Annotated in this window: 25 protein-coding genes; 1 reads left to right on the top strand and 24 read right to left on the bottom strand. The window is 56.6% G+C overall.

Annotation, left to right across the window (positions count from 1 at the left end):
• Positions 1-97: 97 nt before the first annotated feature.
• The 16 genes from PSTEL_RS00290 to pth form a co-directional block, all read right to left on the bottom strand.
• Positions 98-1,039, bottom strand: coding sequence for a serine/threonine protein kinase (locus PSTEL_RS00290; protein ID WP_038692855.1), 942 nt, complete (start codon positions 1,037-1,039; stop codon positions 98-100).
• Positions 1,023-1,763 carry a vWA domain-containing protein gene (locus PSTEL_RS00285; RefSeq protein ID WP_038692854.1) on the bottom strand — a complete coding sequence of 247 codons (741 nt, stop codon included), beginning with the start codon at positions 1,761-1,763 and terminating at the stop codon, positions 1,023-1,025. Before PSTEL_RS00285 ends, PSTEL_RS00290 begins: the two co-directional genes overlap by 17 nt.
• Before the next feature lie 101 nt (positions 1,764-1,864).
• On the bottom strand, positions 1,865-4,372 hold the full coding sequence (spoIIE, locus tag PSTEL_RS00280; protein ID WP_038692853.1) for a stage II sporulation protein E: 2,508 nt from the start codon (positions 4,370-4,372) through the stop codon (positions 1,865-1,867).
• 490 nt (positions 4,373-4,862) lie between these two features.
• On the bottom strand, positions 4,863-5,351 hold the full coding sequence (locus PSTEL_RS00275; protein WP_038692852.1) for a S1 domain-containing RNA-binding protein: 489 nt from the start codon (positions 5,349-5,351) through the stop codon (positions 4,863-4,865).
• 144 nt (positions 5,352-5,495) lie between these two features.
• Entirely contained in the window at positions 5,496-5,828 is a 333-nt protein-coding gene (locus PSTEL_RS00270) for an FtsB family cell division protein (protein WP_038692851.1), read from the bottom strand.
• 23 nt (positions 5,829-5,851) lie between these two features.
• A complete protein-coding gene (gene yabQ, locus PSTEL_RS00265; RefSeq protein ID WP_245625040.1) occupies positions 5,852-6,394 on the bottom strand; it encodes a spore cortex biosynthesis protein YabQ in 543 nt (180 codons plus the stop codon).
• A gap of 17 nt (positions 6,395-6,411) precedes the next feature.
• A complete protein-coding gene (yabP, locus tag PSTEL_RS00260; RefSeq protein WP_038692849.1) occupies positions 6,412-6,696 on the bottom strand; it encodes a sporulation protein YabP in 285 nt (94 codons plus the stop codon).
• Positions 6,697-6,947: 251 nt separating this feature from the next.
• Positions 6,948-7,226, bottom strand: a complete 279-nt coding sequence (locus PSTEL_RS00255) for an RNA-binding S4 domain-containing protein (protein WP_038692848.1) — start codon at positions 7,224-7,226, stop codon at positions 6,948-6,950.
• Entirely contained in the window at positions 7,226-7,498 is a 273-nt protein-coding gene (locus tag PSTEL_RS00250) for an HU family DNA-binding protein (protein ID WP_038692847.1), read from the bottom strand. Before PSTEL_RS00250 ends, PSTEL_RS00255 begins: the two co-directional genes overlap by 1 nt.
• Positions 7,499-7,695: 197 nt before the next feature.
• Positions 7,696-9,192 (bottom strand): bifunctional methyltransferase/pyrophosphohydrolase YabN, encoded by a 1,497-nt coding sequence (gene yabN, locus PSTEL_RS00245; protein WP_038692846.1) that lies wholly within the window; start codon positions 9,190-9,192, stop codon positions 7,696-7,698.
• An 81-nt stretch (positions 9,193-9,273) separates the two neighbouring features.
• Positions 9,274-11,022: a putative polysaccharide biosynthesis protein gene (locus PSTEL_RS00240; RefSeq protein ID WP_038692845.1), complete on the bottom strand. Its 1,749-nt coding sequence runs from the start codon at positions 11,020-11,022 to the stop codon at positions 9,274-9,276.
• Between the two features lie 135 nt (positions 11,023-11,157).
• Positions 11,158-11,700, bottom strand: coding sequence for a stage V sporulation protein T (gene spoVT / locus PSTEL_RS00235; protein ID WP_038692844.1), 543 nt, complete (start codon positions 11,698-11,700; stop codon positions 11,158-11,160).
• Between the two features lie 212 nt (positions 11,701-11,912).
• Positions 11,913-12,974: a peptidylprolyl isomerase gene (locus PSTEL_RS00230; protein ID WP_038692843.1), complete on the bottom strand. Its 1,062-nt coding sequence runs from the start codon at positions 12,972-12,974 to the stop codon at positions 11,913-11,915.
• On the bottom strand, positions 12,961-16,485 hold the full coding sequence (mfd, locus tag PSTEL_RS00225) for a transcription-repair coupling factor (protein ID WP_038692842.1): 3,525 nt from the start codon (positions 16,483-16,485) through the stop codon (positions 12,961-12,963). Before mfd ends, PSTEL_RS00230 begins: the two co-directional genes overlap by 14 nt.
• A gap of 245 nt (positions 16,486-16,730) precedes the next feature.
• A complete protein-coding gene (locus tag PSTEL_RS00220) occupies positions 16,731-16,961 on the bottom strand; it encodes an anti-sigma-F factor Fin family protein (protein WP_038692841.1) in 231 nt (76 codons plus the stop codon).
• 78 nt (positions 16,962-17,039) lie between these two features.
• Positions 17,040-17,600: an aminoacyl-tRNA hydrolase gene (gene pth, locus PSTEL_RS00215; protein ID WP_038692840.1), complete on the bottom strand. Its 561-nt coding sequence runs from the start codon at positions 17,598-17,600 to the stop codon at positions 17,040-17,042.
• An 86-nt stretch (positions 17,601-17,686) separates the two neighbouring features.
• Between pth and PSTEL_RS26585 the strand changes: the two genes are divergently transcribed.
• Complete coding sequence (locus PSTEL_RS26585; protein ID WP_084064536.1) at positions 17,687-17,887, top strand: hypothetical protein; 201 nt, start codon at positions 17,687-17,689, stop codon at positions 17,885-17,887.
• A gap of 103 nt (positions 17,888-17,990) precedes the next feature.
• Here the strand turns inward: PSTEL_RS26585 and PSTEL_RS00205 are convergent, their stop codons facing one another.
• The 8 genes from PSTEL_RS00205 to yabG all read right to left on the bottom strand — a co-directional run bounded on the left by PSTEL_RS00205 (position 17,991) and on the right by yabG (position 24,746).
• Entirely contained in the window at positions 17,991-18,944 is a 954-nt protein-coding gene (locus PSTEL_RS00205) for a ribose-phosphate diphosphokinase (RefSeq protein ID WP_038692838.1), read from the bottom strand.
• 51 nt (positions 18,945-18,995) lie between these two features.
• The gene (glmU, locus tag PSTEL_RS00200) at positions 18,996-20,396 is read right to left on the bottom strand and encodes a bifunctional UDP-N-acetylglucosamine diphosphorylase/glucosamine-1-phosphate N-acetyltransferase GlmU (RefSeq protein ID WP_038692837.1); all 1,401 of its coding nucleotides are present in this window, start codon (positions 20,394-20,396) and stop codon (positions 18,996-18,998) included.
• A 160-nt stretch (positions 20,397-20,556) separates the two neighbouring features.
• Complete coding sequence (gene spoVG, locus PSTEL_RS00195) at positions 20,557-20,841, bottom strand: septation regulator SpoVG (protein WP_025332586.1); 285 nt, start codon at positions 20,839-20,841, stop codon at positions 20,557-20,559.
• A 177-nt stretch (positions 20,842-21,018) separates the two neighbouring features.
• Entirely contained in the window at positions 21,019-21,855 is an 837-nt protein-coding gene (gene purR, locus PSTEL_RS00190) for a pur operon repressor (protein WP_038692836.1), read from the bottom strand.
• 94 nt (positions 21,856-21,949) lie between these two features.
• On the bottom strand, positions 21,950-22,804 hold the full coding sequence (gene ispE / locus PSTEL_RS00185) for a 4-(cytidine 5'-diphospho)-2-C-methyl-D-erythritol kinase (RefSeq protein ID WP_038699857.1): 855 nt from the start codon (positions 22,802-22,804) through the stop codon (positions 21,950-21,952).
• Between the two features lie 191 nt (positions 22,805-22,995).
• Positions 22,996-23,172, bottom strand: coding sequence for an alpha/beta-type small acid-soluble spore protein (locus PSTEL_RS00180; RefSeq protein ID WP_038692835.1), 177 nt, complete (start codon positions 23,170-23,172; stop codon positions 22,996-22,998).
• A 260-nt stretch (positions 23,173-23,432) separates the two neighbouring features.
• Complete coding sequence (veg, locus tag PSTEL_RS00175) at positions 23,433-23,708, bottom strand: biofilm formation stimulator Veg (protein ID WP_038692834.1); 276 nt, start codon at positions 23,706-23,708, stop codon at positions 23,433-23,435.
• Positions 23,709-23,846: 138 nt separating this feature from the next.
• Positions 23,847-24,746 (bottom strand): sporulation peptidase YabG, encoded by a 900-nt coding sequence (gene yabG / locus PSTEL_RS00170; RefSeq protein WP_038692833.1) that lies wholly within the window; start codon positions 24,744-24,746, stop codon positions 23,847-23,849.
• Between the last annotated feature and the right edge of the window lie 54 nt (positions 24,747-24,800).

Below are 24,800 nucleotides of genomic sequence, written 5' to 3'. Positions count from 1 at the left end.
CAGGCTTCCTTCCTGCCCTGTAGCCGCTATTGGCCGCGACTGGGCGGCTGCCGGCACGGCAATCGGCGTGCCTGTCCTTATGTATAATCATAGAATATTAAAAATGATAAATCCAGTACACGGTAAAGACAAGCAGGCAAAGGGACAGTGCAAAGGCCCCCTTAAGCCAGCCGGGGGTCGCCACCGGCTCAGGCTTGCTCCGCCCTCCCCGGAAAATGTGGGTCTTCCAGGCCTCTCTCGCTTCAGCGGACGAGGCAAAACCGCCCTTTAGAGCGGTCTTCAGCCAGGATGCCAGTTTCCGATCAGGGAGACGGTTCGCCAGCTTGAGCAGTTCCTCTCCGCTTCGCATCTGGGGAAGCTGCGCAGCAGCGTTCTTCAGCCCCTGCTCGTCCAGAAGACGGAGACATAGCACGGCGAAGGCGAACAGATCGTAAGCCTCGTCACCAACCCGGCTTCCCGCGCTCCAGAAGCCGCGGTCATGCCACTCGGTGAACTGCTTCACGCTTCGCCCGATCGGGCCCGCCCCGCCGAAGTCAATCAATTCGGCTTCGCCATACTCCGAGACAATAACATTCTCCGGCTTCAGGTCGCCGAAGATAAAGCCGCATCCATGCAGGGCGCACAGCCGGTCCAGCAGCTTCAGTCCGATCAATTCCAGCCAGGCCGGCCCCTTCTTGGCCAGAAAGCGGTGAAGGGGCATACCCTGGACATACCTCATCACGTAGAAAGGAAAATCGCCGTCCGAGGCGTCGTCCGATTCCAGAAAGTAGAAGGACATCGGATCGGGCTTCCCGGGCCGCTTCCCCTGCCTGGCCTGGCAGGATTGAAGCGAAGTCAGCACATTGATCTCCGACTGAAGATCGAGCGCGTCGTAGCCGATCTTCAGCGCATACTTCTCCCGTCTGCTCTCCCGGGTTACCAAATATACGGTTCCGTTAGCACCTTTTCCGAGCAGCCTGTCCACCACATACCGGTTCCCTCGCCACTTGCCGGCGATAACTTCCCCGGGAGAACGTACGGGCCTAGACGACGTATCCACCGGGCATCCCTTCTCCTTCTTCAGCGTAAGCCGCCAGGCGGCCTTGATGTTCATCTAGTGTATCATACCGGAAATGATCCAGCACCCGGAAAATGGCAGGTCCCGTAGGCGTCGTCCCCTTCATCCGGATCTTCCCGAACAGCGACCGGATGCCGGTTACGTTGCGGCTCCAGTCCATATCCATCACGGCCGGCTCCTCCCCTGTTCCGGGAAAATGAAACACGGCAATTTCGCTGACCCCTTCCCGGGCCTCGAGACTGAGCGCCAGATCGCGGATAGCCTCCTCGACAGCTGCAAGCTTCGGCTTCATGCTGGCGCTTGCGTCAATCAGCAGCGCCAGCCGCAGCGGCGCCTTCTCGCTGAGATCGTCCACCACAGTCACCACCTGGGAGCGCTTCGCGGGCGGAAGATCCTCGATCGAGCCTTCACCCAGAATTTTCTGCACTTCCTTATTAACCGCCACCTGAATGGTCTGAACCACGGTCTTGCGCGTCATCATCTGCATCGTCTGCGCCAGCTGCGGCGAGCCGACGATCCGGCTGAGACCTCCACCGGCCTTCGCAATATCCTCGATCTCCCTCCCTCCTAGCTCGCCGATCGTTCCATAGTCCACCACTCCGATCACATTGACACTAATCCCTTCCTGAAATGCGTGTGCCGCCGCCATCACCGGGCTGTCGCCCACATTGGAACATCCATCCGTAATCAACAGAATCTGCTTCATCCTCTTAGCCTCCCGTTATATGAACTCTCTCTTCTCTAGTATGTCCCAGGAAGAGAGATTCCAAACGGGATAAGAAAGGCAAAATCAGAGTGACGGAGTCTTCAGCTTACGGTCCGGGGCCGCTCCATGCGCGAGAGTCCCGGAACATGCAGTGTCGACCATTCGGGCCGGTAATGGTCGATCCGGCTGACAACTACCGTCATATCATCATGGATCTCATTGCCCTGATAGCGAATGACCTTCTCCAGCAGGCTGTCGGCGATCTCCTGGGGATCGCCCGTATCCAGTTCCTGGATCATCCGCTTCATCCAGATTTCCTTGTTGACCGCATACCCGGGCGCGTCGTAAATGCCGTCGGTCATCATAATAAGGATGTCGCCCGCCTGCAGCTGCATGGTGACGAACTCGACCTCGATATCCTGAATGATGCCGATCGGCAGATTGCTGGCCGTGATCGGAATGACCTCGCTTCCCCGTTTGATGAAGCTGGGCGCCGAGGCAATCTTCATGAAGGTCGTCTGGGCGGAGTACTGGTCGATCAGCGCCATATCCACCGTCGCATAGAATTCCTCCGGCGAGCGCAGGAGCAGAATCGAATTGACGGACTTTACCGCAAGCCGCTCATCCATGCCGGATTGCAGCAGCTTCTCCAGCATGCCGAGCGCCGCGCTGCTCTCCATCTGCGCCCGTTCCCCGTTGCCCATGCCGTCGCTCACCGACACCGCAAATGTTCCGTTGCCCAGCTCGGAAATGCTGAAGCTGTCGCCGGAGAGCATATCCCCTCCTTTGGCGGCTTCTGCCATGCCGGTGCTGATCTCGTAGGCTTTCGCGGAGCCGAAGATCACCGTCGCCAGTCCCTCCCGGCTGTAAGGAGCTGTTTCGCTGACCACCGATATATTCTCCTCTAATATATCGGACAGAAGGGGAGCAATCATTTTACGGCATTCATCGAATCCGCGGGTGTAGGCATGGACAATTTCAATTTCCACACGGCCGGGGTCCAGACTGATGATATCAATGCCTTGAATGGACAGGCCCATAGCCTCCAGCGCTTCGCGGATCTGCGCCTCCTGGCGGTACATCGCCTGACTCTCCCGCTTGATCTCCCGGGCCAGATCCTCCATGACCTGCGAGACGCCGGACAGCTGCTCGGCCACAAATTTGCGGCTGTCGTATATTTGTCTCTTCCACCGCATATCATGCTGGTAGAGGTTGTATTCGCTGCGCATGACCTCAAGAACCTCCTCCGTCTTGCCGCAGATCCGCGACCATTCGGCGGGCAGCTTGTCCGCCGAAAGCTCGGGATTGTCCTCGACGGCGGTCATCATATCGGTCATATATTTATAGGTCTGATAGAATTTCGCATCCCAGCAATGGGTGCGACGGACGCATTTGGCGCAGGCCTCCTCGGTCACCGCATTCATGAAATGCTCCATCTCCCGGTTCGCTGCCTCCACTTGGCCGGCAGATGAAACCTGGCCGAAGCTGGTGGACAGCTGACGAAAGACCTGGGAGAACTGGGTTACACGCTCGGCGGTAATATCGCGGACGCGCCGCGCATATTCATGCTGGGAGCGGCTGTGATCGATTGTCCCCGGTACATATTTGGCGATCGAAGCGATCGTACTGCGCGGGGTCGCAATGAACAAGAGCACCGCTGCGCAGGTCTCCCAAGTGGATAGAAGCATATCGCCCGGCCCGCTGAAATAGACGGACAGAATGCTTGACCCGAGCAGCATGCCGAGCGCCACGGCGCCTTTGCGCCCGCCCTGCAGCATGCCTGCCAGCATGCCCGAGAAGGCGAGCAGACTCATCTGATAGATCGCGTGAATATCAGCAAGACTAAGGATCAAGCCCGTCACAACGCCGACAGCGGCTCCAAGGGGAGCCCCTCCCGCCATCGCGAACAGCAGAATTAAATAACGCGACAGAACATGCTCAAGGGACAGCCCGTCCACCTTCCAGCCGACCAGTCCGGTCATAATGGAAGCAAGCATAATAATCAGGCAGAGAATTTCCTCATTTCGCAGCGCCCGGCTCTTTGCTTTGTAGAGCAGAACAGGGAGGGCCTGAATGAAGACGAGCGTCAGCACGAAGGACAGCAGCGCATTCAGCGTCGTCATCATTAAGGCATACCAGGAGAGGGAAGGGCCGATCACGCTCTGGAAGAGCCCGACCATAAACGAGGAAACGAAGACCATGACCGGCGCATAGGCGAGGTCGATCCGCTGAAAGGCTTTCAATCCTTTATACAGCAGAACGAAGAGAATGAGCTCCGCAGCGATAACCAGCACGCCGGGAAACGGTGTGAACAATGCTCCGCCGATAATCGCAGCGAAGACAGGTGCAATGCTATCTCTGCGCATAAAGACCACTATGGCGAAAAAAGCCGCGGCAAACGGGGACAGCTCGTTCAGAATCATCGCTCTGCCCAGCAGAAATCCCATGCAGCTCAAGAGGAACATCCACTTTTTGGATTCCAGCCCGCGAAGAGCCCGCCGGCGGCTGCCCCACGCCTTTACGCTTTCCCACCAGGTCGACTTCTCTTCCTCTCTGACGCTCTCAGCTCTTGTCCATTCCGGGAATTTCACCACATTGCTCTTCTCCATCGATTTAAGCACCACCCGTTTAAGAGTAAAATCCACAGCCCTTGCCGGAGGGTTGTCTTGGATTTCCTTTTGGTGGACCCATTATATCTGGATGAGTATGGAAAGTTTGTCAGAACAAGAGGACCACACCTAAGAAATTTCCGACAAAAAAGTTCGGAATGACGAACACTTGTCAGCGCTCTCATTCCCTTGCCCGGCGCTTGTCCAGGCGGCCTCAGGAGCAGAAGCTAGCAGAAGCTCCCGACAAGCGGCATCCCCGATTCGTCAGCGAATGGGGCGGGCTTTCGCGGAATGGCCTTGGATGCTGTCGCAAATTTCCTTCGAGCCGACAAATTCAACCGGAGCCCGGAATAAAACCGGGCCTTTTGACGCCTTGCTGGTCCATTCATGGTTCTCCCGCGGACTACAGAGGAAGGGGGGCGACGAAAACAGAAAAAAACCGCAGCAGGCCTGCCGGCCCCTGCGGTTGTTGCATGTTAGGCTGATTTGATTAGACGCGTTTGGCTCCACGGCCGCCGCGTTTGCCTTCCGTGTTCTTCTTGAGAGAAGACATCCGTTCTTCACTGTCTTTAAGGAAGCGTGACATTTTATCCTCGAATGAAGGTTTACCGGCTGCTGGCTTGAATGGACGCCCTCCCCGTTCACGATTGTAGCCGCCACCACCACCGCCACCGCCGAAACGGTCACCGCCGCTTGGACGATCCGGTCTTGGTGCTCTGGGCGGTCTAGTCTCCGAAGCCGGCTTGTCGACTGCCTGCTTGATGGAAAGACCGATCTTGCCGTCCTTGTCGACATTGATCACCTTAACCGTTACCACGTCATTAATCTTCAGATGATCGTTGACATCCTTGACGTAATTATCGGCGATTTCCGAGATGTGAACGAGACCTGTGACACCTCCTGACAGATCTACAAACGCTCCGAAATGCGTGATGCCTGTCACCTTGCCCTCTAACTTGGTGCCCACTTCAATTGCCATAGAATAAAATGATCCTCCCTTAAAAATATACAGACTTAAGATTAGAAAAATCCAGTCTGCGGTGATTTGATTATACAGGAAAGCGCATTGCAAGGCAACAGAGCGAAGAGCCTCTTTTTTCTATAAGGAGAAAGGCTTGACGGCTCATTCGCCAGATTGTTCGGTACGGATCGGAATCTCCCCTTTAGGGTAGATGTTAAACCATTTGCGCGCCAGTTGGCCGACATACTCGTCGTCATTAAGACGCGACACCTCATACTTCAGCTGGTTCAGTGAAGCGTTCACCTGTTCGCCGGCAGCCTGCTTCTTGGCCAGGTCCTGACTCTTGTCCGCAATCAAAGCGCTCTGGGCGAAGAATATGTAGCCGGCCCATCCGAAGAACACCGCCATCACGGCCATCCAGAGAAATCTTCTTCTCTTAGCTCCCGCCGCGGTGCTCCCCCCAGCCTGCTTCTCTTCCGGAGAAAATCTGTTCATAAGAGCGGTCCTCCCATTAAAGGTCAGCGTTGTTTTTTGGCGGCAATCCAAGCCTTCAATTTAGTCAGCGGCGCGCTGCCCAGCAGCCGGTCATAGAGAGGGGTTAGCCATTTAACGGGAAAATGCCACAGCGGACGGGTCAGCCAAAGCGCAAGCTTCAGCAGTCTCCGGAGCACGGCTGCAAGCAGCCGCAGCGTCCAGCGTGTCAGTCGCCATATTCCAATTAGCGGCATGCCAATCACAATGCCCAGCAGCTTCACCAGCAGTTTCCATACCCGCTGAACCACCTGAATTAACATTACCACAAATTTCTGGACCGTAACACTGAAGATTAAAAAATATACCCACACACCCAGGAACAATCCCAGAAAGGCGTAAAAACGAAGCTGGCCCTGATTGCCCTCGTACAGAAGGCGGAAGACAAGCAGAGCCGAGGCCAGCCAATAGAGCAGATCGAGAACGGCCGTCAGCCATCCCGGAAATCGCAGCCGCTGGGACAGCACCCGGTACGCGTCAAAAGCAAACCCCATCATTGCGCCGGCCCCCGCCAGGTATAGCAGTGTCATCCACTGCACAGCCGGATTCATTTGAACAGCTTGCCGAGCAGCCCTTTATTCTTGTCCTTCGCTCCCGGTTCCACATAAACCACCGATTGGATATTCCCTTCCAGCGACAGCAGCCCATTCTCCAGACTGAGGTTCTTGATATGTAAATGGCTGCCGCGGATGCTTAAGGTCCCAAGCTCTGTCTGAAGCAGAAACTCCCCGCTGTCGAAGCTCTCCACATTCTGCACACCCGTCAGATCCACCGCCTTACGGCTGCGCATATGAAGGTCGTGCTGCTTGACGTTTTTTCCAGGTTCGATCATGGCCTGTACCCCTCCTTCTAGTCCTAGCATATGGCTGTCCGGATCGGTTTAGAACAGGCCCGCAGCGTCCTTTTCGCGCAGCATTTGCAGGCTAGAAGCGGCCTGTTATACAAGGATGTACGCCTGACAGCGTCCTTTAGGCGCCAAGCGTTTACCGAGAAATAGAAGATCTATTATAAATAAAGTCTTATATCTAAAAAAAGCGCTCCCGCATACAGCGGGAACGCTTCTTCCGAGAAAAAAGGGACCGTCTACCAATCCAGGCCGTTGCTCTTCTGGATCGGCTCTTCGCGGAGCACAGTGTACATGCCGGCAGCTTCGTCCTTGCGGGTCGTTTCGACCAGCTTCTCGACGCGTACCGTCACGAGCTTCTGCCCGAACTGGACCGTGATTTCGTCGCCGATCTTCACACTCGCGCTCGGCTTCGATTCTTTGCCGTTGATCAGCACCCGGCCTTGCTCGGACACATCCTTCGCCACTGTGCGGCGCTTGATAAGACGGGATACCTTAAGAAATTTGTCGAGGCGCATTAGTTGACGGCTTCTTTAAGCTTGCCGCCGGCCTTGAACGCCGGGACGTTGGATTCCGGAATATCAATGACCGTACCCGTCTGCGGGTTGCGGCCTGTCCGGCCGGAGCGCTTGCGGGTTTCGAAGGTGCCGAACCCGATCAGCTGGACTTTATCGCCCTTGGAGAGGGCTTCCGTAATTTCACCAAGAAAGCCGTTGAGCACCAGCTCCACGTCTTTTTTGGACAAGCCGTTTTTCTCGGAAATGTTGTTGATCAGATCTGTTTTGTTCATAACTTAGCGTTCCTCCCGGAAATGAAAAAAATAAGGAAACGATCGATCTTGTGCCCTGCTATGGCGAAGACCGCCGTTCCATCTTAAAGGTATTCTGGATGCCTTGTCAAATTCCTGCCGAAGCCAGCGGTTTTTGGACAGAATTTGGCAGGGCCAAATGATTCAGGCGCTTACCCGGAGCAGCTTCATGCCGGGCTTCAGGCCCGCTCTGCCCCCTTGGCCTCCTGCCAGAGCGCCTCCATTTCATCCAGTGTGCTGTCCTTGGGCGATATGCCCCGCTCCCGCAATTTGCGCTCGATATACCGGAACCGTTCGACAAATTTGCGGTTGGTGCGCGTCAGCGCCTCCTCCGGATCGGCGTCTATGAACCGGGCAGCGTTCGTTGCCGCGAACAGCAGGTCTCCAAGCTCCAGCATCTGCTCCTCCTGAGAAGAGCCGGAGGCAATCGCTTCTTTCAGCTCATCAAGCTCCTCCTGAACCTTGGCGAGCACATCCTCGACATTGCCCCAATCGAAGCCGACTTTGGACGCTTTCTTCTGAAGCTTGTAGGCCTTCATCAGCGCCGGCAAATCGCGGGGGACGCCATCCAGCGCCGACAGTTCCCCTGGCTCGATGCCCTTCCGCCGCTTCTCCTCGGCCTTCATCCCTTCCCAGTTCTGCAGCGCCGCCTCCGCGTCGGCCGCATCCTTGTCGCCGAACACATGCGGATGACGGAAGATCAGCTTGCCGTTCAGCGCCTCGATTACGTCGAATACGTCGAACGCGCCCAATTCTTCCTCCATCTGCGAATGAAGCATAATCTGCAGCATAAGATCGCCGAGCTCCTCTTTCATATGCTCGGGATCATCCTCGTCGATTGTCTCCAGCACCTCGTACGTCTCCTCGATCAAGTTCTTGCGAAGCGAGTCATGCGTCTGCTCCCGGTCCCAAGGGCAGCCGCCCGGACTGCGCAGGATGCCGACGATTTCGTGCAGCCGGGCAAATGTTCGCTGCCGCAGCCGATCGGAGCGGTCCGCCGGAATGTAGATCAGCGACAGATTGCCGTAGCCTTCCTGGCGGTCCAGCTCATAGAGCGGCACGCGCAGAATCTGTTCTTCGCCTTCCACGCCAAGGGCATGTCCCACGACCACCTCATATTCGGGCGGATACATTTCCATCAGGCACAGCTTCGCCTCGGAAGCCGTGTAGGTATCGTACACCTGGCCGATCAGCGTATGCAGCTCCGGCTGAAGCTGTGAGCGGGTAATGCCAGTGGCGTCCAGCAGCTGGAAGCCCTCGATCGGATCGAAGCCGAGGCGCAGAAACGCTTCATCAAGAAAGCTCTCGCCGCCCAGCACGGTCAGTTCGATGGATTCCTCCGCGCAGCGCGCCCGCAGCTTGGACACGGCCGATTCGGCAACCATCGGATGGCCGGGAACGGCATAGACGATCTCGTCGCCCTGATTCCCCGAGCGCGCTTCCTCCAGCAGCTTCAGAGTAATCGCTTCGTACACTTCGGGAAAGGAAGAAAAGGACTCATACAGGTTGTCAAAAGACTCGTATGGAATCTCCAGTTCCTCCAGAACCTTGACCGCCGGGTGCTCGCCGGTCCGCACATGCACCCGGGAAGCCGCCTTCAGCTTGTTCACGATGCCCAGCGTCAGCCGGTCCGGATTGCCGGAGCCAAGTCCGACTACCGTTAATTTTGCGCTCATGCCGATTCTCTCCTTATCGCGCCTGCCAACCCGGCAGGCGGTCTATAATTCCCTGGCCTGTCTCCCCGCCATCCATGATCGTCAAGGAAACAGGCCCCATTTCTTAATCTTCCGGGCCAGCTTCGGACCGAATCCCGGGAGCTGCATCAGCTCCCCTTCGTTCAGCAGCCGCAGCCGCACGGCCAGCGCGGCGAACACGAGGCAGCCTGCGGTTACACCGAGCAGGCTCTCCCCGAGCGCCTGGATGCGGCCGTGCACCCCGGCCGCGCCCAGCAGCGCGCCGCCCGCCCAGCCGGCGGCGGCCGCAGCCGCGGCAAGACCCGCGATCAGCGCCGCGGGCTTGCCGAGCCATTCCGCGGGGCGCAGCGTAAGCCCCGCCGCCTTGCGCAGCAGCCGGAGATTCAGCCCGGCTGCCAGTGCCTGCGCGGCCACGCCTGCTATGGCCGCGCCCATGATGCCCTGCTGCGGAACGAGCAGCAGGTTCAGCGCCGCCTTCAACGCGGCGGCGGCCAGGAAGTGCACGGCCGGGGCGCGCACATGGCCCAGGCCCTGGAGCAGCGCGGCGGAGATGAGGCTGACCGTTCCGCCCGCGGCGGTGAAGGCCAGCCAGCGGATCGTGCCGCTGCCGGCGGCATCGCCGTACAGGGCGATGTTGATCGGCACCGCGAGTATGGCGAGCCCCGCCGAGGCGGCCAGGCCGAGCAGCCAGAACCAGCGCAGCGACAGGCGGCAACGACTCTCGATCTCCCTGGTGTCGCCGCGAAATTTCGACTCCGCCAGCGCCGGGATGAACAGGACCGTGAGCGAAGTAGCCAGCATCGTCACGAGCTGGACGATCGGCAGCCCCCGGTTGTAGATGCCGAAGTCGGCCATCGCCCGGCTCTCCCCGACGGCGTAAGACAGCAGCCTCGGCATAGTGAACACGTCCACGAGGCTGATCAGCGGCGCGGCAAGGCCGCCCAGCATGACCGGTACGCCGTAGGTCAGCAGGCTCCGGACGCTGCCGGAGCGGCTGTGAGCCGCTGTCGAGGCTGCGGCGGCTGTCTCGGCGAACGCATCAACGCTCGCCGCTGCGGTTATCGACGCGGAGGTTTCCGGCGCGTCCATTGTGGCTGCGGCTGTGGGGGCCGCAGTTATGGAGACTGCCGCCTCCGTCGCGGCCGCCGCTGGCTTACGGCTCACCCGGCGATGCCGGCGCCAGAACAGCAGCATGACGGCAAGCCCCGCCAGACCGCCGCCGGCCGACCCCAGCATAGCGCCGGAGGCAATCTCGCCGGCGCCCGCACCGCTCTGCGTCAGCAGGAGCAGCAGCGTGATCATGACGGCCACCCGGGCCGACTGCTCGACGATCTGCGACACCGCTGTCGGCAGCATGTTCTGGAGGCCCTGGAAATAGCCCCGCAGGGCGGCGAGCAGCGGCACGACCGCCAGGCCGAACGCGGCGGTCCGCAGCGCCGCCACAATATGCCCGCTGCCGATGAAGCGGGCGAGCAGCGGGGCGCCTGCATACGTGCCGGCGGCGAGCAGCAGCCCGGCCGCCGTGGTCGTCAGCGAGGCGCGCCGCAGCACCTGCCGGCTCTGGGGGGTACCGCCGCCGGCCTCGTCCTCGGCGACGTACTTCGAGACCGCCGCCGGCAGTCCCAGCATCGCCAAGGTGACGAGCAGTGTGTAAATCGGGTATACCGTGTTGTAGATGCCGAAGACGGCATCCCCGCCCAGGTTCTGCAGCGGAATTTTTTGCAGCGTTCCAATCAGCTTCGACAGCAGTGCGGCGGCGCTCAATATAAACGCTCCCCGCAGCAGCTTCGAGCCCGTCGCTTCTTTTCTCATATCAGCCCTACTTCGTCTGAACTGGATTCGAATGAATTTCTATATTATACCGCAACCTCCCCTGGAACGACAAAATCCCGCCTTCATCGTTCCGGTCCGTACGCCGGGATCGAAAAGCGGGATGGGGAAAGACCTTTACTGCTCCATCTGTTTGCCCAAAAAACCTGCGGCCGTTTCGGCCATCTTGACTTCCATCTGCGACATTTTGACCGCCTCGTCCTTGTTCATCATCACTACGGCTCCGATGGGATCGCCTCCCGAGATGATGGGAGCCGCCACATAGGAAGACAGGGTATCCTGATAATCCTTCGTGATTTCATAGGTGCCGCCGTTAGTCTCCAGCACCGTCTTTCGGCTGTCCATGCATTTTTCGAGCAGTTGTCCGACCGGCTTCTCCAGATAATCCTTCTTGGAGCCGCCGGAGAGAGCGATAAAGGTATCACGGTCGGATATAAGGGTAATATGTCCGGTGCTTTCATACAGCGATTCGGCATACTCCTTCGCGAAATCGCCCAGCTCGCCGATGGGGGAGTATTTCTTCAGGATGACCTCCCCGTCGCGGTCCACAAAAATTTCAAGCGGATCTCCTTCGCGGATTCGAAGCGTCCGTCTGATTTCTTTAGGAATAACGACCCGTCCCAAGTCGTCGATGCGTCTTACAATGCCAGTAGCTTTCATTCACCTGTTGCCCCGCTTTCTTAAGAAGTATTGTGTCAACTACTGCCTTTGGTGAGGGACCCCACGATCCCGGCGTTGGTTCCTTGTTGTCTGACCATAGTATTCATCTGTTCCCAGTTCCTTATGCATAGTACAAAGCGGCACCGCCAAAGATGGCGGTGCCGCTGTAAAGAGCCTGAATGATGTTGCTTGGAATTAGCGAAAATCCATGCTTACTTGGCGCCTGCGCTCGCGCTTGGCGAGGCGGCCGGAGCGGCAGAAGCCGCCGGAGAACCGGCAGGGGCTGCGGAAGCACCCGCAGAAGCGGCTGGGGAGGCGCTGCTCTTCGGCAGGTTGATTTTTACAATGATGCTGTCCAGATTCTTCTCCATGAATTCCTGCAGCTTGTTCGACGCGACCGAGCTCTTGATCGTTTCCTTCTGCTCATCGGTCAGCTGGTCAAATGTCTTCTCGGTACGGGATTCCACCTTCATGATGTGGTAGCCGTAGGTCGTCTCGACCGGATCACTGATCGTATTCAGCGGAAGCGTCTGGGCTGCTTTCTTGAATTCCTCGACATAGGTGCCGAGCTCCTTGTTCTCATACAGACCGCCGTTATCCTTGGAGCCTGTGTCGTCCGAGTATTCCTTGGCGATCGCCGCGAAATCCGCTCCGCCGTCCAGCTTCGCCTTCACTTCCTTGGCGCGCTTCAAAGCGTCTTCCTTGCTGCGCTCCTTATTGTTCGAATCGGTGAAGCCGACCAGGACATGGCGTACCGAAGCTACGGTGAAATCGCCTTTGGTGTCTTCGAATTCCTTCTTCACTTCATCGTCGGTTACCTTCTGAATCATATCCTGATAGACGCTCAATACGCGGACCATATAATTCTTGATCTCGTCTTCCGTAACGCCCTGCTCTTTCAAAGAGCTTTCATAGGTGTCGCCAAGCCCCTGCTTGTACGACGCAATCTGCGAGTCGGCCTGCTTCTCGGCTTCCTGCTTCGCTTTATCGTCCGCTTGCCCCGCCAAATATTCGAAGGCGACCTCCTGCTTCAGGATCGTCTCCTTGAAGGCATCCAGTTCCAGATACTGCGCCTGCTCCGGGGACAGGAGCTTCATCACCTTCACATCGGTGTCAAATTCCTTCTGCGTAATTTCGCCCCCCTTATAAGTAGCGAGTACCGTGCTGTTGTCTTCGGCATTGTTCTTGCCGCTGCTGCATGCCGAGAGCATGGATAACGAAAGGGCCGCTGCCAGCGAGACGAACAGCACCTTCCAGGGTTTATTTGACCGCATTGTGTAATTCTCCCTTCGATTTAAAAGCGGGCTTGACTTCCTTGAGGAAGCGCTCGAGCAGTTCGAGCAACTCCTTGTCGTCAAGGCCTTTGGCTTTGATCCGGATGGCCGCTTTGGCTTCCTTTTCAAATTGTACACGTCTTTCAAAACCATTGCCAATCTTGGCAAGCTTGGGCGTATCGATCATCGCGATCCGGTCCTCATGGAAGCTCAGCAGCACCTCGTCGCCGCGCCGGTTCATGGAATCGAGGCCGTACAGTTTGCCGTACAGCTTAAGCCGCGCGACGGACAACAGATTCACTACCGACTCAGGCAGCTCCCCGAACCGGTCAAGCAGCTCGTCCTCCAGCTCCGCCTCGTCTTCGAAGGTCGCAACGCCGGCAACTTTCTTGTAGATCTCGATCTTCTGCACACTGTCGTAAATATACTCGGAAGGCAGGTAGGCGTCAATTGCCAAATCGATGACGGTATTGCCTTCCTTAAGCGACTGATCCTCTTCGCCGAGGACGGTCACCTTCCGTTTGCGGATTTCTTCCGCCAGCATCTGGGAGTACAGGTCGAAGCCGACCGAGGCGATGAAGCCGTGCTGCTCCGCGCCTAGCAGATTGCCGGCGCCGCGAATCGACAGGTCGCGCATGGCGATCTTGAAGCCGGAGCCAAGCTCGGTGAACTCCTTGATCGACTGCAGACGCTTCTCGGCGACTTCGGTCAGCACCTTATCCCGCTGGTAGGTGAAATAGGCATAGGCGATCCGGTTGGACCGGCCGACCCGTCCCCGAAGCTGGTACAGCTGGGACAGGCCCATTTTATCGGCATCATGGACAATCAGCGTATTAACGTTCGGAATATCGACCCCGGTCTCGATAATGCTTGTGCTGACCAGCACGTCGTACTCGCCGTCCAGGAAGTCGAGAATCGTCTTCTCCAGCTCCGACTCGGACATTTGGCCGTGACCGATGCCAACCCGGGCCTCCGGAACGAGCATCTGGATCTGGGAGGCCATCTCCTGGATGCCCTGCACACGGTTATACAGGTAATACACCTGTCCTCCGCGTCCAAGCTCCCGTTCAACCGCCTCGCGGACCAGCGTCTGGCTGTATTCCACGACATAGGTCTGCACGGGGAAGCGATTCTCCGGCGGCGTCTCGATAACCGACAAGTCGCGAACGCCGAGCATCGACATATGCAGCGTGCGGGGAATCGGAGTTGCCGTCAGCGTCAGGACATCGACATTGGTCTTGAGCTTCTTCAGCTTCTCCTTATGGGTGACGCCGAACCGCTGCTCTTCGTCGACGATCAGCAGGCCCAGATCCTTGAATACAAGATCCTGGGAGAGCAGGCGATGGGTTCCGATTACAATATCCACCGTTCCCTGCCGGACGCCCTTGATCGTCTCGTTCTGTTCCTTCCGGCTGCGAAACCGGCTGAGCACCTGAATATTTATCGGATAGGAAGCGAAGCGCTCGCGGAACGTCTCATAATGCTGCTGGGCCAAAATCGTGGTCGGTACGAGCACCGCCACCTGCTTGCCCTCGATCGCGGCCTTGAAGGCGGCGCGGATCGCCACCTCGGTCTTGCCGTAGCCTACATCGCCGCAGAGGAGACGGTCCATCGGACGGTTCTGCTCCATATCCTTCTTGATTTCCTCGATTGCCCGCAGCTGATCCCGGGTCTCATCATACGGGAACATTCCCTCGAATTCATGCTGCTCCTGCGTATCCCTCTCGAACCCGTAGCCCGGCGCGCTCTGGCGTTCGGCGTACAGCTTGATCAGATCGTCGGCAATATCCTGCACGGAGGAACGCACTTTATTGGTAACGCGTGTCCACTCATTGCCGCCGAGCTTGTAAATCTTCGGCTCCTTGTCCTCGGAGCCTACGTATTTCTGGATCAGATCGATCTGCTCGATCGGAACGGACAGCTTGTCTCCACCGGCGTACATGATGTGCATGTAATCCCGGTGAATGCCGCTGACCTCCAATGTCCCGATGCCCATGTATTTGCCGATGCCGTGATTCTGGTGCACGACATAATCGCCAATTTTGAGCTCGGTATAGCTCTTGATCCGCTCCGCATTATCCATATGCTTCGAATTTTTGCGGGCCTTGCGCTGCTTCTGCGAGAACAGCTCTCCCTCGGTAATGACCGCCAGGTGAATCGAGGGAAGCTCGAAGCCGGAACCCAGACTTCCAAGCATAATGGTCGGCTCCTCAATGCCGTAATCGTCCAGCACGCGGCGGATCCGGTCAATCCGGTCCTCTCCGCCTGCAAGCATGATGACCTTCACGCCAGATTTGTGCCAGCGCTCCATCTCCGATTTCAGCACATTCATCTGTCCGTGGAAATCCTGCATGCCCCGGCTGATGAAGCCCAGAATATTCTGCGGCTGCACATGCGGAACCTGACGCAGGAAAATCGACATGAAGAGGCTTTGGAACGGACGATGGTAGATCACCGCATCGCTGTCGAGCGACAGCTCCAGATCCGGGAGCGTCTTGCCGTTCTGCAGCAAATGCAGGTTCCATTCCGATTCGTCGCGCTCAAGCTGCTTCGCCGTCTCCAGCAGACGCGCCGGTTCGTCCAGTATAAGCAGGGTGTCCTCCTCCATGTAGTCATAGAGATGGCAGCGTTCCGGATAGAGCAGGGCAATATATTTATACATTTCCGGAAAATACGTGCCCTCGCGCAGAAGCTCAAGCTCGCGTCCGATCTCTTCCCGCAGCCGGATCTTGGCCTGCCGGTCGGTCGTCTTCTCCAGCTGGCGTTCCAGCAAGCCGGACGCCTTATCCGCCGCTGCGGCAAGCTGTCTCGCTCCGGCGACAATTTCCCTGGCAGGCGTGATGGTCACGCTTCTGACCTTGTCGATGGACCGCTGGTCGGATGGATCGAACGTCCGGATGGAATCGACATCTTCGTCAAAGAGCTCGACCCGGTACGCCAGCGGCGTATTCATCGGATAGAAATCGAGGATGCCTCCCCGGACGCTCAGTTCTCCGCGGTTCTCCACCCGTTCAACCCGTTCGTAGCCCATTTCAATCATGGCGTTCAGGAACGTCTCCAGCTCAAGCGTTCCGTCCTGTTGAATAGTAACCTGCGCATTCGCCATGACTTGCGGCGATGGCAGCAGACGCCGCACACCCGAATAAGGCGCGACCACAATGCCCCGGAATCCCTGCGAGCATTTGTTCAGCACCTCGATACGCTGGGCCACTGTCTCCGGGCTCGAGACCGCCGCTTCGGCCGCGACGAGCTCATTGGCCGGATACAGCAGAACCCGTTCAGGAGAAAGCGCTTCCTGCAAGTCATCGGCAATTTTTTGCGCCGAGAACATGTTATGCGTCACGATGAGCATCGGCCGGGAAGTCTCTTCATGCAGAGCAGCGAGCATGATCTGCCTCGCCGATCCCGAAAGACCCGAGATCAGCTGCTCTTTCATTCCGGCGGCGACGCCTTTGGCTACCGACTGAAAATCGGAATCTTTGGTAAAAGCCTCAATAAGACCTTGTAACAAAAGGCGCACCTCACTTACTAAAATCGCATCAAGCGAAACGGGTTCTTCCGCCGCTTCAACGCGCATGGAATAATAAATTTTTTAAAGATCCGGAGAACCCGGAAATAGAAGAACAAGGATACGCCGTCCGGCTTATCCCCTGATCATATGATTAATAGCAGCTTATACGTGCTGCATTTCAAAATAAGCCTCAGCTTTAGAGCCAAGGCTTTCGGATTCTGCGTGAAATCGGCAACGGCCTCCAGCTATTGAAGCGGGTTGGCCAGCAAGCTCAGCTCCGGATTATACTCCAGGGCTTCCTTGCAGTAGTCGCAGGTTACCTTTACGGTAATCCCGCCTTCCGAATCATACGCTATTATATCTCTGCGTTCTGCGGGGGTCAAGGAATGAAGGCCCAGCTTCATCTCACTGACCGCACTTCTTGGAATGCTCCCGAGAACGGTCCGGCAGTGTCTGCACACATAGTGTATTGCCATCAATATGCCTCCTGAAGGTAGAATATACCTTCAGTATGCCCCGTTTGCTTCTCTGCTAGCCCAAGACCCGCACCGCAATCAGCCGTTAAACTTGGCCATCGTCTGTTCAAAGGTATGATCCAGGCTGAATTCCAGCGCATCGCAGGTACTGCCGATCATATCGGTTAGCCGCTCGCTTTCCTTCTTGGGGAAGGTCCCCAGCACATAATCAATAATGGCATAGCCCGGCTCCGGCCGCGAAATGCCCATGCGGATCCGGTTGAAGCTCTGCGTACCGGTATGCTGAATGAGTGACTTGATTCCGTTATGCCCTCCGGCGCTGCCCTGATAGCGCAGCCGGATTTTGCCCACTTCCGTATCGAGATCGTCGTAGACGACAATCATATCCTCGAGGGCGACCTTATAATAATCCATATAAGCGCGAACCGCTTCGCCCGATAGATTCATGAAGGTCATCGGCTTGATCAGCACGACCTTGGTCCCGCCGATATTTCCTTCCCCGATGACGGACTTGCACTTGTTCTGGTTAAAAGAGATGCCGTGGCGCCGCGCCAGCTCATCCAGAGCCATAAAGCCGACATTATGCCGGGTCTTGGCGTACTGCGGCCCCGGGTTGCCCAGACCGACGATCCATTTCATTTGTAAACCTTCCCTTTCTTGGTACAATAGAAGCATAAGGGTGCTCCAGACCCGGAATCCATTTCAAAAAGACAGGTGATCTTTCTATGCTTCAGCAGGGCGAGCCTCTGACGCTTCACCGCCATTTTCAATACCATCTTCAGTATGCCATTCCTGTCGAGGTGTACCGTGGCGACGAGCATGTCGATATCGGTATTCTCACAGCTGTGGATGGCAGCTTCGCCGAGCTTCAGGGCACCCTCTACAACCGAAGTATGTTCACCTTCATCTCCCGGCCGGGCTTCTAGCTCCGCCGCTTCAGGCGCAATCTTCGCCAAACCGACAAGGGGTTACACCTCCTGAAGCAGGAGATGTAACCCCTTGTCGGACATTCAGCCTTGTCCCCGCTTCTTATTCAATCTCGAACAGCTTGCTGATGGACAGCTCCTCGTGAACGCGGATAATCGCCTCACCGAGCAGCGGAGCCACAGACAGCACTCTCAGCTTGGAGGTAGGCTTCTCATGGCGGATCGGAATCGTGTCGGTGACTACAACCTCTTTGATCGGCGAGTTCTCGAGACGCTCATGCGCAGGTCCGGACAGTACCGGGTGCGTACAGCAGGCGTACACTTCTTTCACGCCGCCTTCCATCAGAGCGTTGGCCCCCAGCACAATCGTACCGGCCGTATCAATGATGTCGTCGATGAGGATTGCCGTCTTGCCTTCGATGTTACCGATGATGTTCATAACTTCACTAACATTCGGCTCCGGACGGCGCTTGTCGATAATCGCCAGCGGCGCATTCAGGAAGTCAGCCAGCTTTCTGGCACGGACCACGCCTCCATGGTCGGGAGAGACGACGACCGGATTCTGAATCTGCTTCGACCGGAAATACTGCGCCAGAATCGGCACGCCCAGCATATGATCCACTGGAATATTGAAGAAGCCCTGAATCTGCATGGCATGCAGGTCCATCGTAATGACGCGGTGCGCGCCAGCACGTTCAATCAGGTCGGCTACCAGCTTAGCGGTGATCGGATCGCGCGAGCGAGCCTTGCGGTCCTGGCGGGCATATCCGTAATATGGAATGACGACATTGATGCTCTTGGCCGAGGCGCGCTTCAGCGCGTCGATCATGACCAGCATCTCCATCAGGTTGTCGTTGACCGGGCCGCATGTCGACTGCACGATGTAGACATGGCAGCCGCGAACGCTCTCCGACAATTTGACCTGAATTTCGCCGTCGCTGAAACTGGTCGTATGGGACTCGCCCATCGGAATCCCGATATAATCGGCGATCTGATGAGCCAGCTTCGGGTTGGAGTTACAGGTGAAAATTTTTAATTTGGAATCCAGATAAGCCATAAAAGTTAAACCCTCCGTGACGGTTCAATGGAATTTTGGCTGCCCGCGCGCTTACGATGGATGGCGCTGGCTTTTTTTCGCTTTGGCCCGGGCACGGATCTTGTCCGCATAACCCGGCTTGTTCTCCTGACGCTGTCTCGCGATTGCGAGATCGCCTTCGGCGACCGTTCTAGTGATCGTAGATCCGGCTACCACATAAGCGCCTTTGCCGACCTTGACGGGAGCGATCAGGTTGACGTTGCTGCCGATAAAGGCCTCATCCTCGATCTCCGTCAGAGATTTGTTAAATCCGTCGTAGTTGACCGTGATGGCCCCGCAGCCCACGTTCACGTTCTTGCCGACGACGGCGTCGCCGACATAGCTCAGGTGGGATACTTTGGAGCCGTCGCCGATGGTGGCTTTTTTGATCTCCACAAAGTCGCCGATCTTCACATCTTCACCCAGGACGCTGCCCGGACGCAAATAGGCAAAAGGCCCAACGGAAGTCCGTGCGCCGACTTCGGCACCGCTTAAGACGGAATGTTTGATCTTGGCTCCGTCACTAATGGCGCTGTCTTCAATTTCGCTGGAGGGTCCGATGGTACAGCCCTCTCCGATAGCGGTCTTGCCTTTCAATACCGAACCCGGGTAGATCACCGTGTCCGTGCCGATTGTTACATCGGCTTCTATATAGGTTGAGGCAGGATCTATAATCGTTACTCCATTCAGCATATGGCGGCGGTTGATGCGAAGGCGCATTTGGCTTTCAGCCTCGGACAGCGCCAGGCGGTCGTTCACGCCGATCGACTCCGCTGCGTCCTCCGTCTGGAAGGCAAGCACCAGCTCTCCTTGTTCCCGCAAAATGCCGATAACATCGGTTAAGTAATATTCGCCCTGCGCGTTCTGGTTCGTCACCTGCTGCAGCGCCGCGAACAACTTGGCGTTGTCGAAACAGTAGATCCCGGTATTGATTTCGCGTATGGCATCCTCTTCGGGCGTGCAGTCCTTCTGCTCCACAATCTTCAGCAGCGCGCCATCCTCGGTGCGGATAATGCGTCCGAGTCCTGCGGGATTGTCCATTACGGCGGTCAAGACTGTCGCCGCTGCTCCCCGCTTCTCATGCAGCACCATCAGCTCGGCCAGCGTTTCCGGCTTCACAAGCGGCGTATCTCCGCAAGCAACAATCAGGGTGCCTTCTTCCCCGCCTAGGATATCCTTGGCCTGCATAACGGCATGGCCGGTTCCAAGCTGGGTCTCCTGAAGAACATATTCCACCGAATCGCCCAAGTAAGCTTGTACGCTCTCGGCGCCGTGTCCTACCACCACAATATTGCGCTGGCAGCCGGTTGCTTTGACTGTGTCAAGCACATGCCCTACCATCGGCTTTCCGCAGACGGGATGCAGCACTTTGTACAGCTTCGACTTCATGCGCTTCCCCTGACCCGCGGCCAAAACAACAGCCATTCTTTTCAAGAATGCCAACCTCCTACTCTAAACTCATTACTGAATATACTTCATTCTCGGCAAAAAGAAAAGAGAACCATCCCAAGGATGGTTCTCTTTTCTTCGAACCCCAATTCGAATTGCATAGCCGAAACCACTGTTCAAAAAGCAAGGGCACTTCCCGGAGCGATTACGCTCCTTCTTCGATTACTTCTTCTTCCGTTGCCGCGCGGTCATACTCGGCAAGCACCGCTGTCTGGATCTTCTCACGCGTTCCGGAAGAAATCGGATGCGCGATGTCACGGAATTCCCCGTCCGGCGTACGTTTGCTGGGCATGGCAACGAACATTCCATTGTTGCCGTCAATGACGCGAATGTCGTGAACGACAAACTCGTTATCGATGGTAATGGATGCGATTGCCTTCATTCTCCCCTCAGAGTTAACGCGGCGGAGTCTGACATCCGTAATTTGCATGTGTGTGTTCACCACCTTTTTCCATAAGAGACTTGGGTGTATAATTCCACACACTCAGGCAAATTCCTTCTTTTTGGTGGTATAAAATCCCTTTCATAATCCAATAAATTTGACAAAACGGTGTTTTTAGTGTTCTTTTATCTCTTTCAACACCATATTCACGAAATTGCCATATATTTATATCTGAGGATTATTGAAGAAATTACCGGGATACGCCGAGACCCGCCGTTCCTTGGGGTCCACCTCGCCCAGCCGAATGAGCGACACATAATCATGCAGAAGACGCTCCTCCGACTCCACCGCGTCCGATTCTACGAGAACGCCGACGCCTGCGACCTCCGCGTTGAATTCCTTCAGCAGATCCACCATGCCACCGACCGTTCCGCCCGCCTTCATGAAGTCGTCGACGATAAGCACGCGTGATTTCTCCTTAAGCGCTCTGCGCGACAAGGACATCGTATGTATGCTCTTATGGGAGCCCGATACATAATTGATGCTGACCGCCGAGCCCTCCGTTACTTTGTGGTCACGCCGTACGAGCACCACCGGAAGCCCCAGCTGCGCCGCCGTTGCATAAGCCAGCGGAATGCCTTTGGTCTCCACTGTCATAACAGTATCGATCGGGACGCCATAGAAAGCCGTCGCAATGATCTTGCCTGCCTGCTCCATAAGGGATGGCTGTCCCAGCAGGTCGGACATATAAAGATAACCGCCCGGGAGAATCCGGTCGCTCTGTTCAAGCTGTCTGCACAGATCCTGGACAAAGGACAAGGCCATTTCTCCCGGCATAACGGGAATGTATTTCACGCCGCCCGCCGCTCCGGCCAGCGTCTGCAGCTCTCCGATGCCTTCGCCCTCGAACACTTCCTTGATAATCGCCAGGTCCTCGCTGATGGAGGACTTGGCCGCTCCGTATCGTTCGGCAAAAGTGGAAAGCGGCAGCAGCTCATGCGGCTTTTCCAGCAAAAATTGGGTCATATCCACTAAACGCTGACTTCTTTTTAGTTTCTTCACTGAAGGCTCCCTCGTCAAAACCGAATATTATAGAGAAAATATATCACTTTTGTACGGCTTTACACAAGGGATACGGCTTCGAATTCGTTATCCTTCAGCACAGCGAACGAACCGCGTAGACCTCGTTGCAAAATCCCCGCAGCCCGTTGTAAATCCGGGGCACCTTCGACTGCTTGGATACGAGCCCGAACACGGTCGGCCCGCTTCCGGACATCAGCACACCGTCCGCTCCCAGCGAGATCATCGCTTCCTTCAGCCGCAGCACCTCGGGGTGCAGCTTCAGGGTAACCTCCTCCAGCACGTTGCCGAGCCTTCCGCAGATCGCCTGGAAGTCGCGGGCCTCCACCGCCTCCCGCATCAATGCGGCGGAAGGATGGTTCGTAATCCGATCCGCCCGGAGCTTGCCGTACACATCGGCCGTGGAGACATTGATCGGCGGTTTGGCCAGGATAACCCAGCATTGCGGCATGCTGAAGATCGGCTCCAGCTTCTCGCCTCTTCCGGTGGCAAGGGCTGTTCCGCCCGTTACACAGAAAGGGATATCGGAGCCGAGCTCAGAGCCAAGCTCCTGAAGCTCCGTATGCGACAGGCCAAGTCTCCAGAGCCGATTCAGGCCGCGAAGCGTCGCTGCTGCGTCGCTGCTTCCTCCGGCCAGTCCGGCGGCGACCGGTATATGCTTATCCAGATGGATATGGACGCCCCGGCTAATGCCGTAACGTTCCTTGAGCAGCCTCGCCGCCTGAAAAGCCAGATTCTTCTCGTCGAGCGGAATATAACCGGCCTGGCTTGATATAATAATGGTGTCTCGCTTCATTTCGGACAGCTCCAGCCTGTCGGCGAGATCCACCATGGTCATGATCATTTCCACCTCATGAAATCCATCCGGCCGTTTGCGCAGCACATCCAGCATCAGGTTGATTTTGGCCGGCGCTTTTTCATATACTTTCAAGGCGTTCACCCTACTCTCCATTTTCCCTAACCAAACAGCTTAACATATTATAGGGGAATCTGAGAATGAAGTCCATTGCACCCGCAGCGCAGCATGATCAGGACATAATTTGCGTAAAGTTGCAGAATATTTTCATGAAAAAGGCCGTCCCGCGAAGGACGACCTTTTCCTTTTATGCAGTCTGTGGAGGATCAGGATCTTCGCGCAGCCTGTTCGGCAAGCTGGATCGCCCGTTTCACCATGTTCCCGGCGTCCTTTGCCCGTATGCCTCCCCAACCTTCGCGCTCCACCGTCTCATAGAATCCCAGATCCTTGGCCAGCTCGGTCTTGAGCTCCTCGGACATCATGCTCCGTCTTCTGCGGCTCACTACGGATTCCTCCTTCGGTTAATGAAATTAGGGATTGCCTACTTAGTATGGTTGTGTTCCTGCCTTAGCATACGCCCGAGCCACTTCAGGCCGCCGAGAAGCAGGGCATCACAAGGATAGTCCCTGACGGCCTTTTGGGGTCGACAGACGCTGAGTGGGAAAAATAAAGCCTGTGATTTTCGGGTAAGTTATAAATCCCCTAAGTACGCAAAACAGCCTCCCCTCTTGCGAGAAGGAAGGCTGTTTGTTGAGGAAAATATTTACGCTTTTGCAACCATAAGCGGCAGTTCTACATCATCTTCACAGACCGTAATTTCAACGGTCTCGGTCAGGATATCGGCATAGCTGTAAGAAACACGCTTAAAGGACTGCTGCTCCTCATCGAGCTTGACGATAAATACAGAAGGGTACGTTTCTTCCAGGACGCCGGTGCGTTCGACCGTCTTGCGGCGGCCACCGTTGGCCCGCAAAGTAATCTTGGAACCGACATGAGCTTCGAGACTGCGTTTAATTTCCAACAGCGTGTTATTAGCCATTGCCTAACGACCACCTCTTTCCTTGTCCATTATAACTCCTTTTAACGTCGTTGTCAAATCAAACAAATAATTATAGAGGATGCCAATTATGTTTGTCAACGATATTTTTTGAGTCATGGACACGGAAAAAGAGGCGGGTCAGATCGCCGAAGGCGTTACCTTCAGCGTGGACAAGTCATGCAATCCCGGCATGCCAATGCGGAAGCTGCCCCGGGTCTCAACACCGCCAACACCCTGGCTTCCGCTGATCGTATGATGCAGCACATCGTTCAGGTCAACGGTCTCGCGGATTGAAGTCAGAGCCGCCTTGGCCGCGATATAGACGGGATCAAGCGCATGAATCAGCACACGGGCCGGCGAGCTCGCGAAATTGGCTCCCGCCCCGATCAGCGCCTCAAAGTGCGACTGACAGGCGCCCGCTACAACGGTCAGTGCGTCGTAGCTGCGCTCGTAATCCCGGGCCACCGAAATGGCAGCCGCGAAATTCTGCGAATTCTTGTAGCTGTGCAGACTGTTCAGGTCATAGGACGTCAGCGACTTCAGCACACCGTCATGTCCGGTGACGACCACGATGTTCGGACGCACCTTGGGCAGCAGCCGGTACAGCACCGAAGCCATCTCCGGCTCGCGCACATGATGGCCCTCGGCCGGAATGCGCAGCTGCTGGTACATGCTGAGGCTCTTGCCCAAATAACCCGGGTCGCCATCCAAGTGAAGCACCTTTCCGGGAAGCTCAAAGTAGGAGCCGGCATTTGCCGGCTGATCCCACAGATCGGCCGTCCCGCTCATTCCCAGCCGGCTGCGTTCCTGCCGGTTCCTGCTCAGCTCGGTCAGCGACTCCGCCGCCTTAATCCGTGCACGCTCTCCCCGCTCGCTCGTAGCGGCAGGAGGCACCCGGACCAGATCGCTAAGAGGTGCATCCGCCAGCAGCCGGAATTCCGTTCCTTTGATGACCGCCTGATTTCTCGTCAGCTGCTCCACCCGGAACGTCACGTCGCCGCCGTAAGACCTCCGAACGACCAGATCTCCAATATTCATCCCAACATCACCTCTTTCCCATCCTATGGGCTAAGAGACCGGTTGGTTCTCATT

The sequence above is a fragment of the Paenibacillus stellifer genome, assembly GCF_000758685.1.
In the GTDB taxonomy this organism is placed as follows: Bacteria; Bacillota; Bacilli; order Paenibacillales; family Paenibacillaceae; genus Paenibacillus_AQ; species Paenibacillus_AQ stellifer.
The sequence above is the reverse complement of the archived record's forward strand: the minus strand, read 5'-3'. Positions and strand labels throughout refer to the sequence as shown.

Coding starts and splice junctions, on each gene's coding strand:
- PSTEL_RS26585 (WP_084064536.1), top strand. CDS start 17,687: ATGCTTCAGCAGGGCGAGCCTCTGACGCTTCACCGCCATTTTCAATAC.
- spoIIE (WP_038692853.1), bottom strand. CDS start 4,372: ATGGAGAAGAGCAATGTGGTGAAATTCCCGGAATGGACAAGAGCTGAG.
- PSTEL_RS00270 (WP_038692851.1), bottom strand. CDS start 5,828: ATGAACAGATTTTCTCCGGAAGAGAAGCAGGCTGGGGGGAGCACCGCG.
- PSTEL_RS00240 (WP_038692845.1), bottom strand. CDS start 11,022: ATGAGAAAAGAAGCGACGGGCTCGAAGCTGCTGCGGGGAGCGTTTATA.
- PSTEL_RS00250 (WP_038692847.1), bottom strand. CDS start 7,498: ATGAACAAAACAGATCTGATCAACAACATTTCCGAGAAAAACGGCTTG.
- spoVT (WP_038692844.1), bottom strand. CDS start 11,700: ATGAAAGCTACTGGCATTGTAAGACGCATCGACGACTTGGGACGGGTC.
- PSTEL_RS00205 (WP_038692838.1), bottom strand. CDS start 18,944: ATGGCTTATCTGGATTCCAAATTAAAAATTTTCACCTGTAACTCCAAC.
- yabP (WP_038692849.1), bottom strand. CDS start 6,696: ATGATCGAACCTGGAAAAAACGTCAAGCAGCACGACCTTCATATGCGC.
- spoVG (WP_025332586.1), bottom strand. CDS start 20,841: ATGCAAATTACGGATGTCAGACTCCGCCGCGTTAACTCTGAGGGGAGA.
- PSTEL_RS00230 (WP_038692843.1), bottom strand. CDS start 12,974: ATGCGGTCAAATAAACCCTGGAAGGTGCTGTTCGTCTCGCTGGCAGCG.
- pth (WP_038692840.1), bottom strand. CDS start 17,600: ATGAAATGGATCGTCGGTCTGGGCAACCCGGGGCCGCAGTACGCCAAG.
- PSTEL_RS00220 (WP_038692841.1), bottom strand. CDS start 16,961: ATGGCAATACACTATGTGTGCAGACACTGCCGGACCGTTCTCGGGAGC.
- yabG (WP_038692833.1), bottom strand. CDS start 24,746: ATGAATATTGGAGATCTGGTCGTTCGGAGGTCTTACGGCGGCGACGTG.
- veg (WP_038692834.1), bottom strand. CDS start 23,708: ATGGCTAATAACACGCTGTTGGAAATTAAACGCAGTCTCGAAGCTCAT.
- PSTEL_RS00275 (WP_038692852.1), bottom strand. CDS start 5,351: ATGGCAATTGAAGTGGGCACCAAGTTAGAGGGCAAGGTGACAGGCATC.
- yabN (WP_038692846.1), bottom strand. CDS start 9,192: ATGAGCGCAAAATTAACGGTAGTCGGACTTGGCTCCGGCAATCCGGAC.
- PSTEL_RS00285 (WP_038692854.1), bottom strand. CDS start 1,763: ATGAAGCAGATTCTGTTGATTACGGATGGATGTTCCAATGTGGGCGAC.
- yabQ (WP_245625040.1), bottom strand. CDS start 6,394: ATGACACTGCTATACCTGGCGGGGGCCGGCGCAATGATGGGGTTTGCT.
- PSTEL_RS00255 (WP_038692848.1), bottom strand. CDS start 7,226: ATGCGCCTCGACAAATTTCTTAAGGTATCCCGTCTTATCAAGCGCCGC.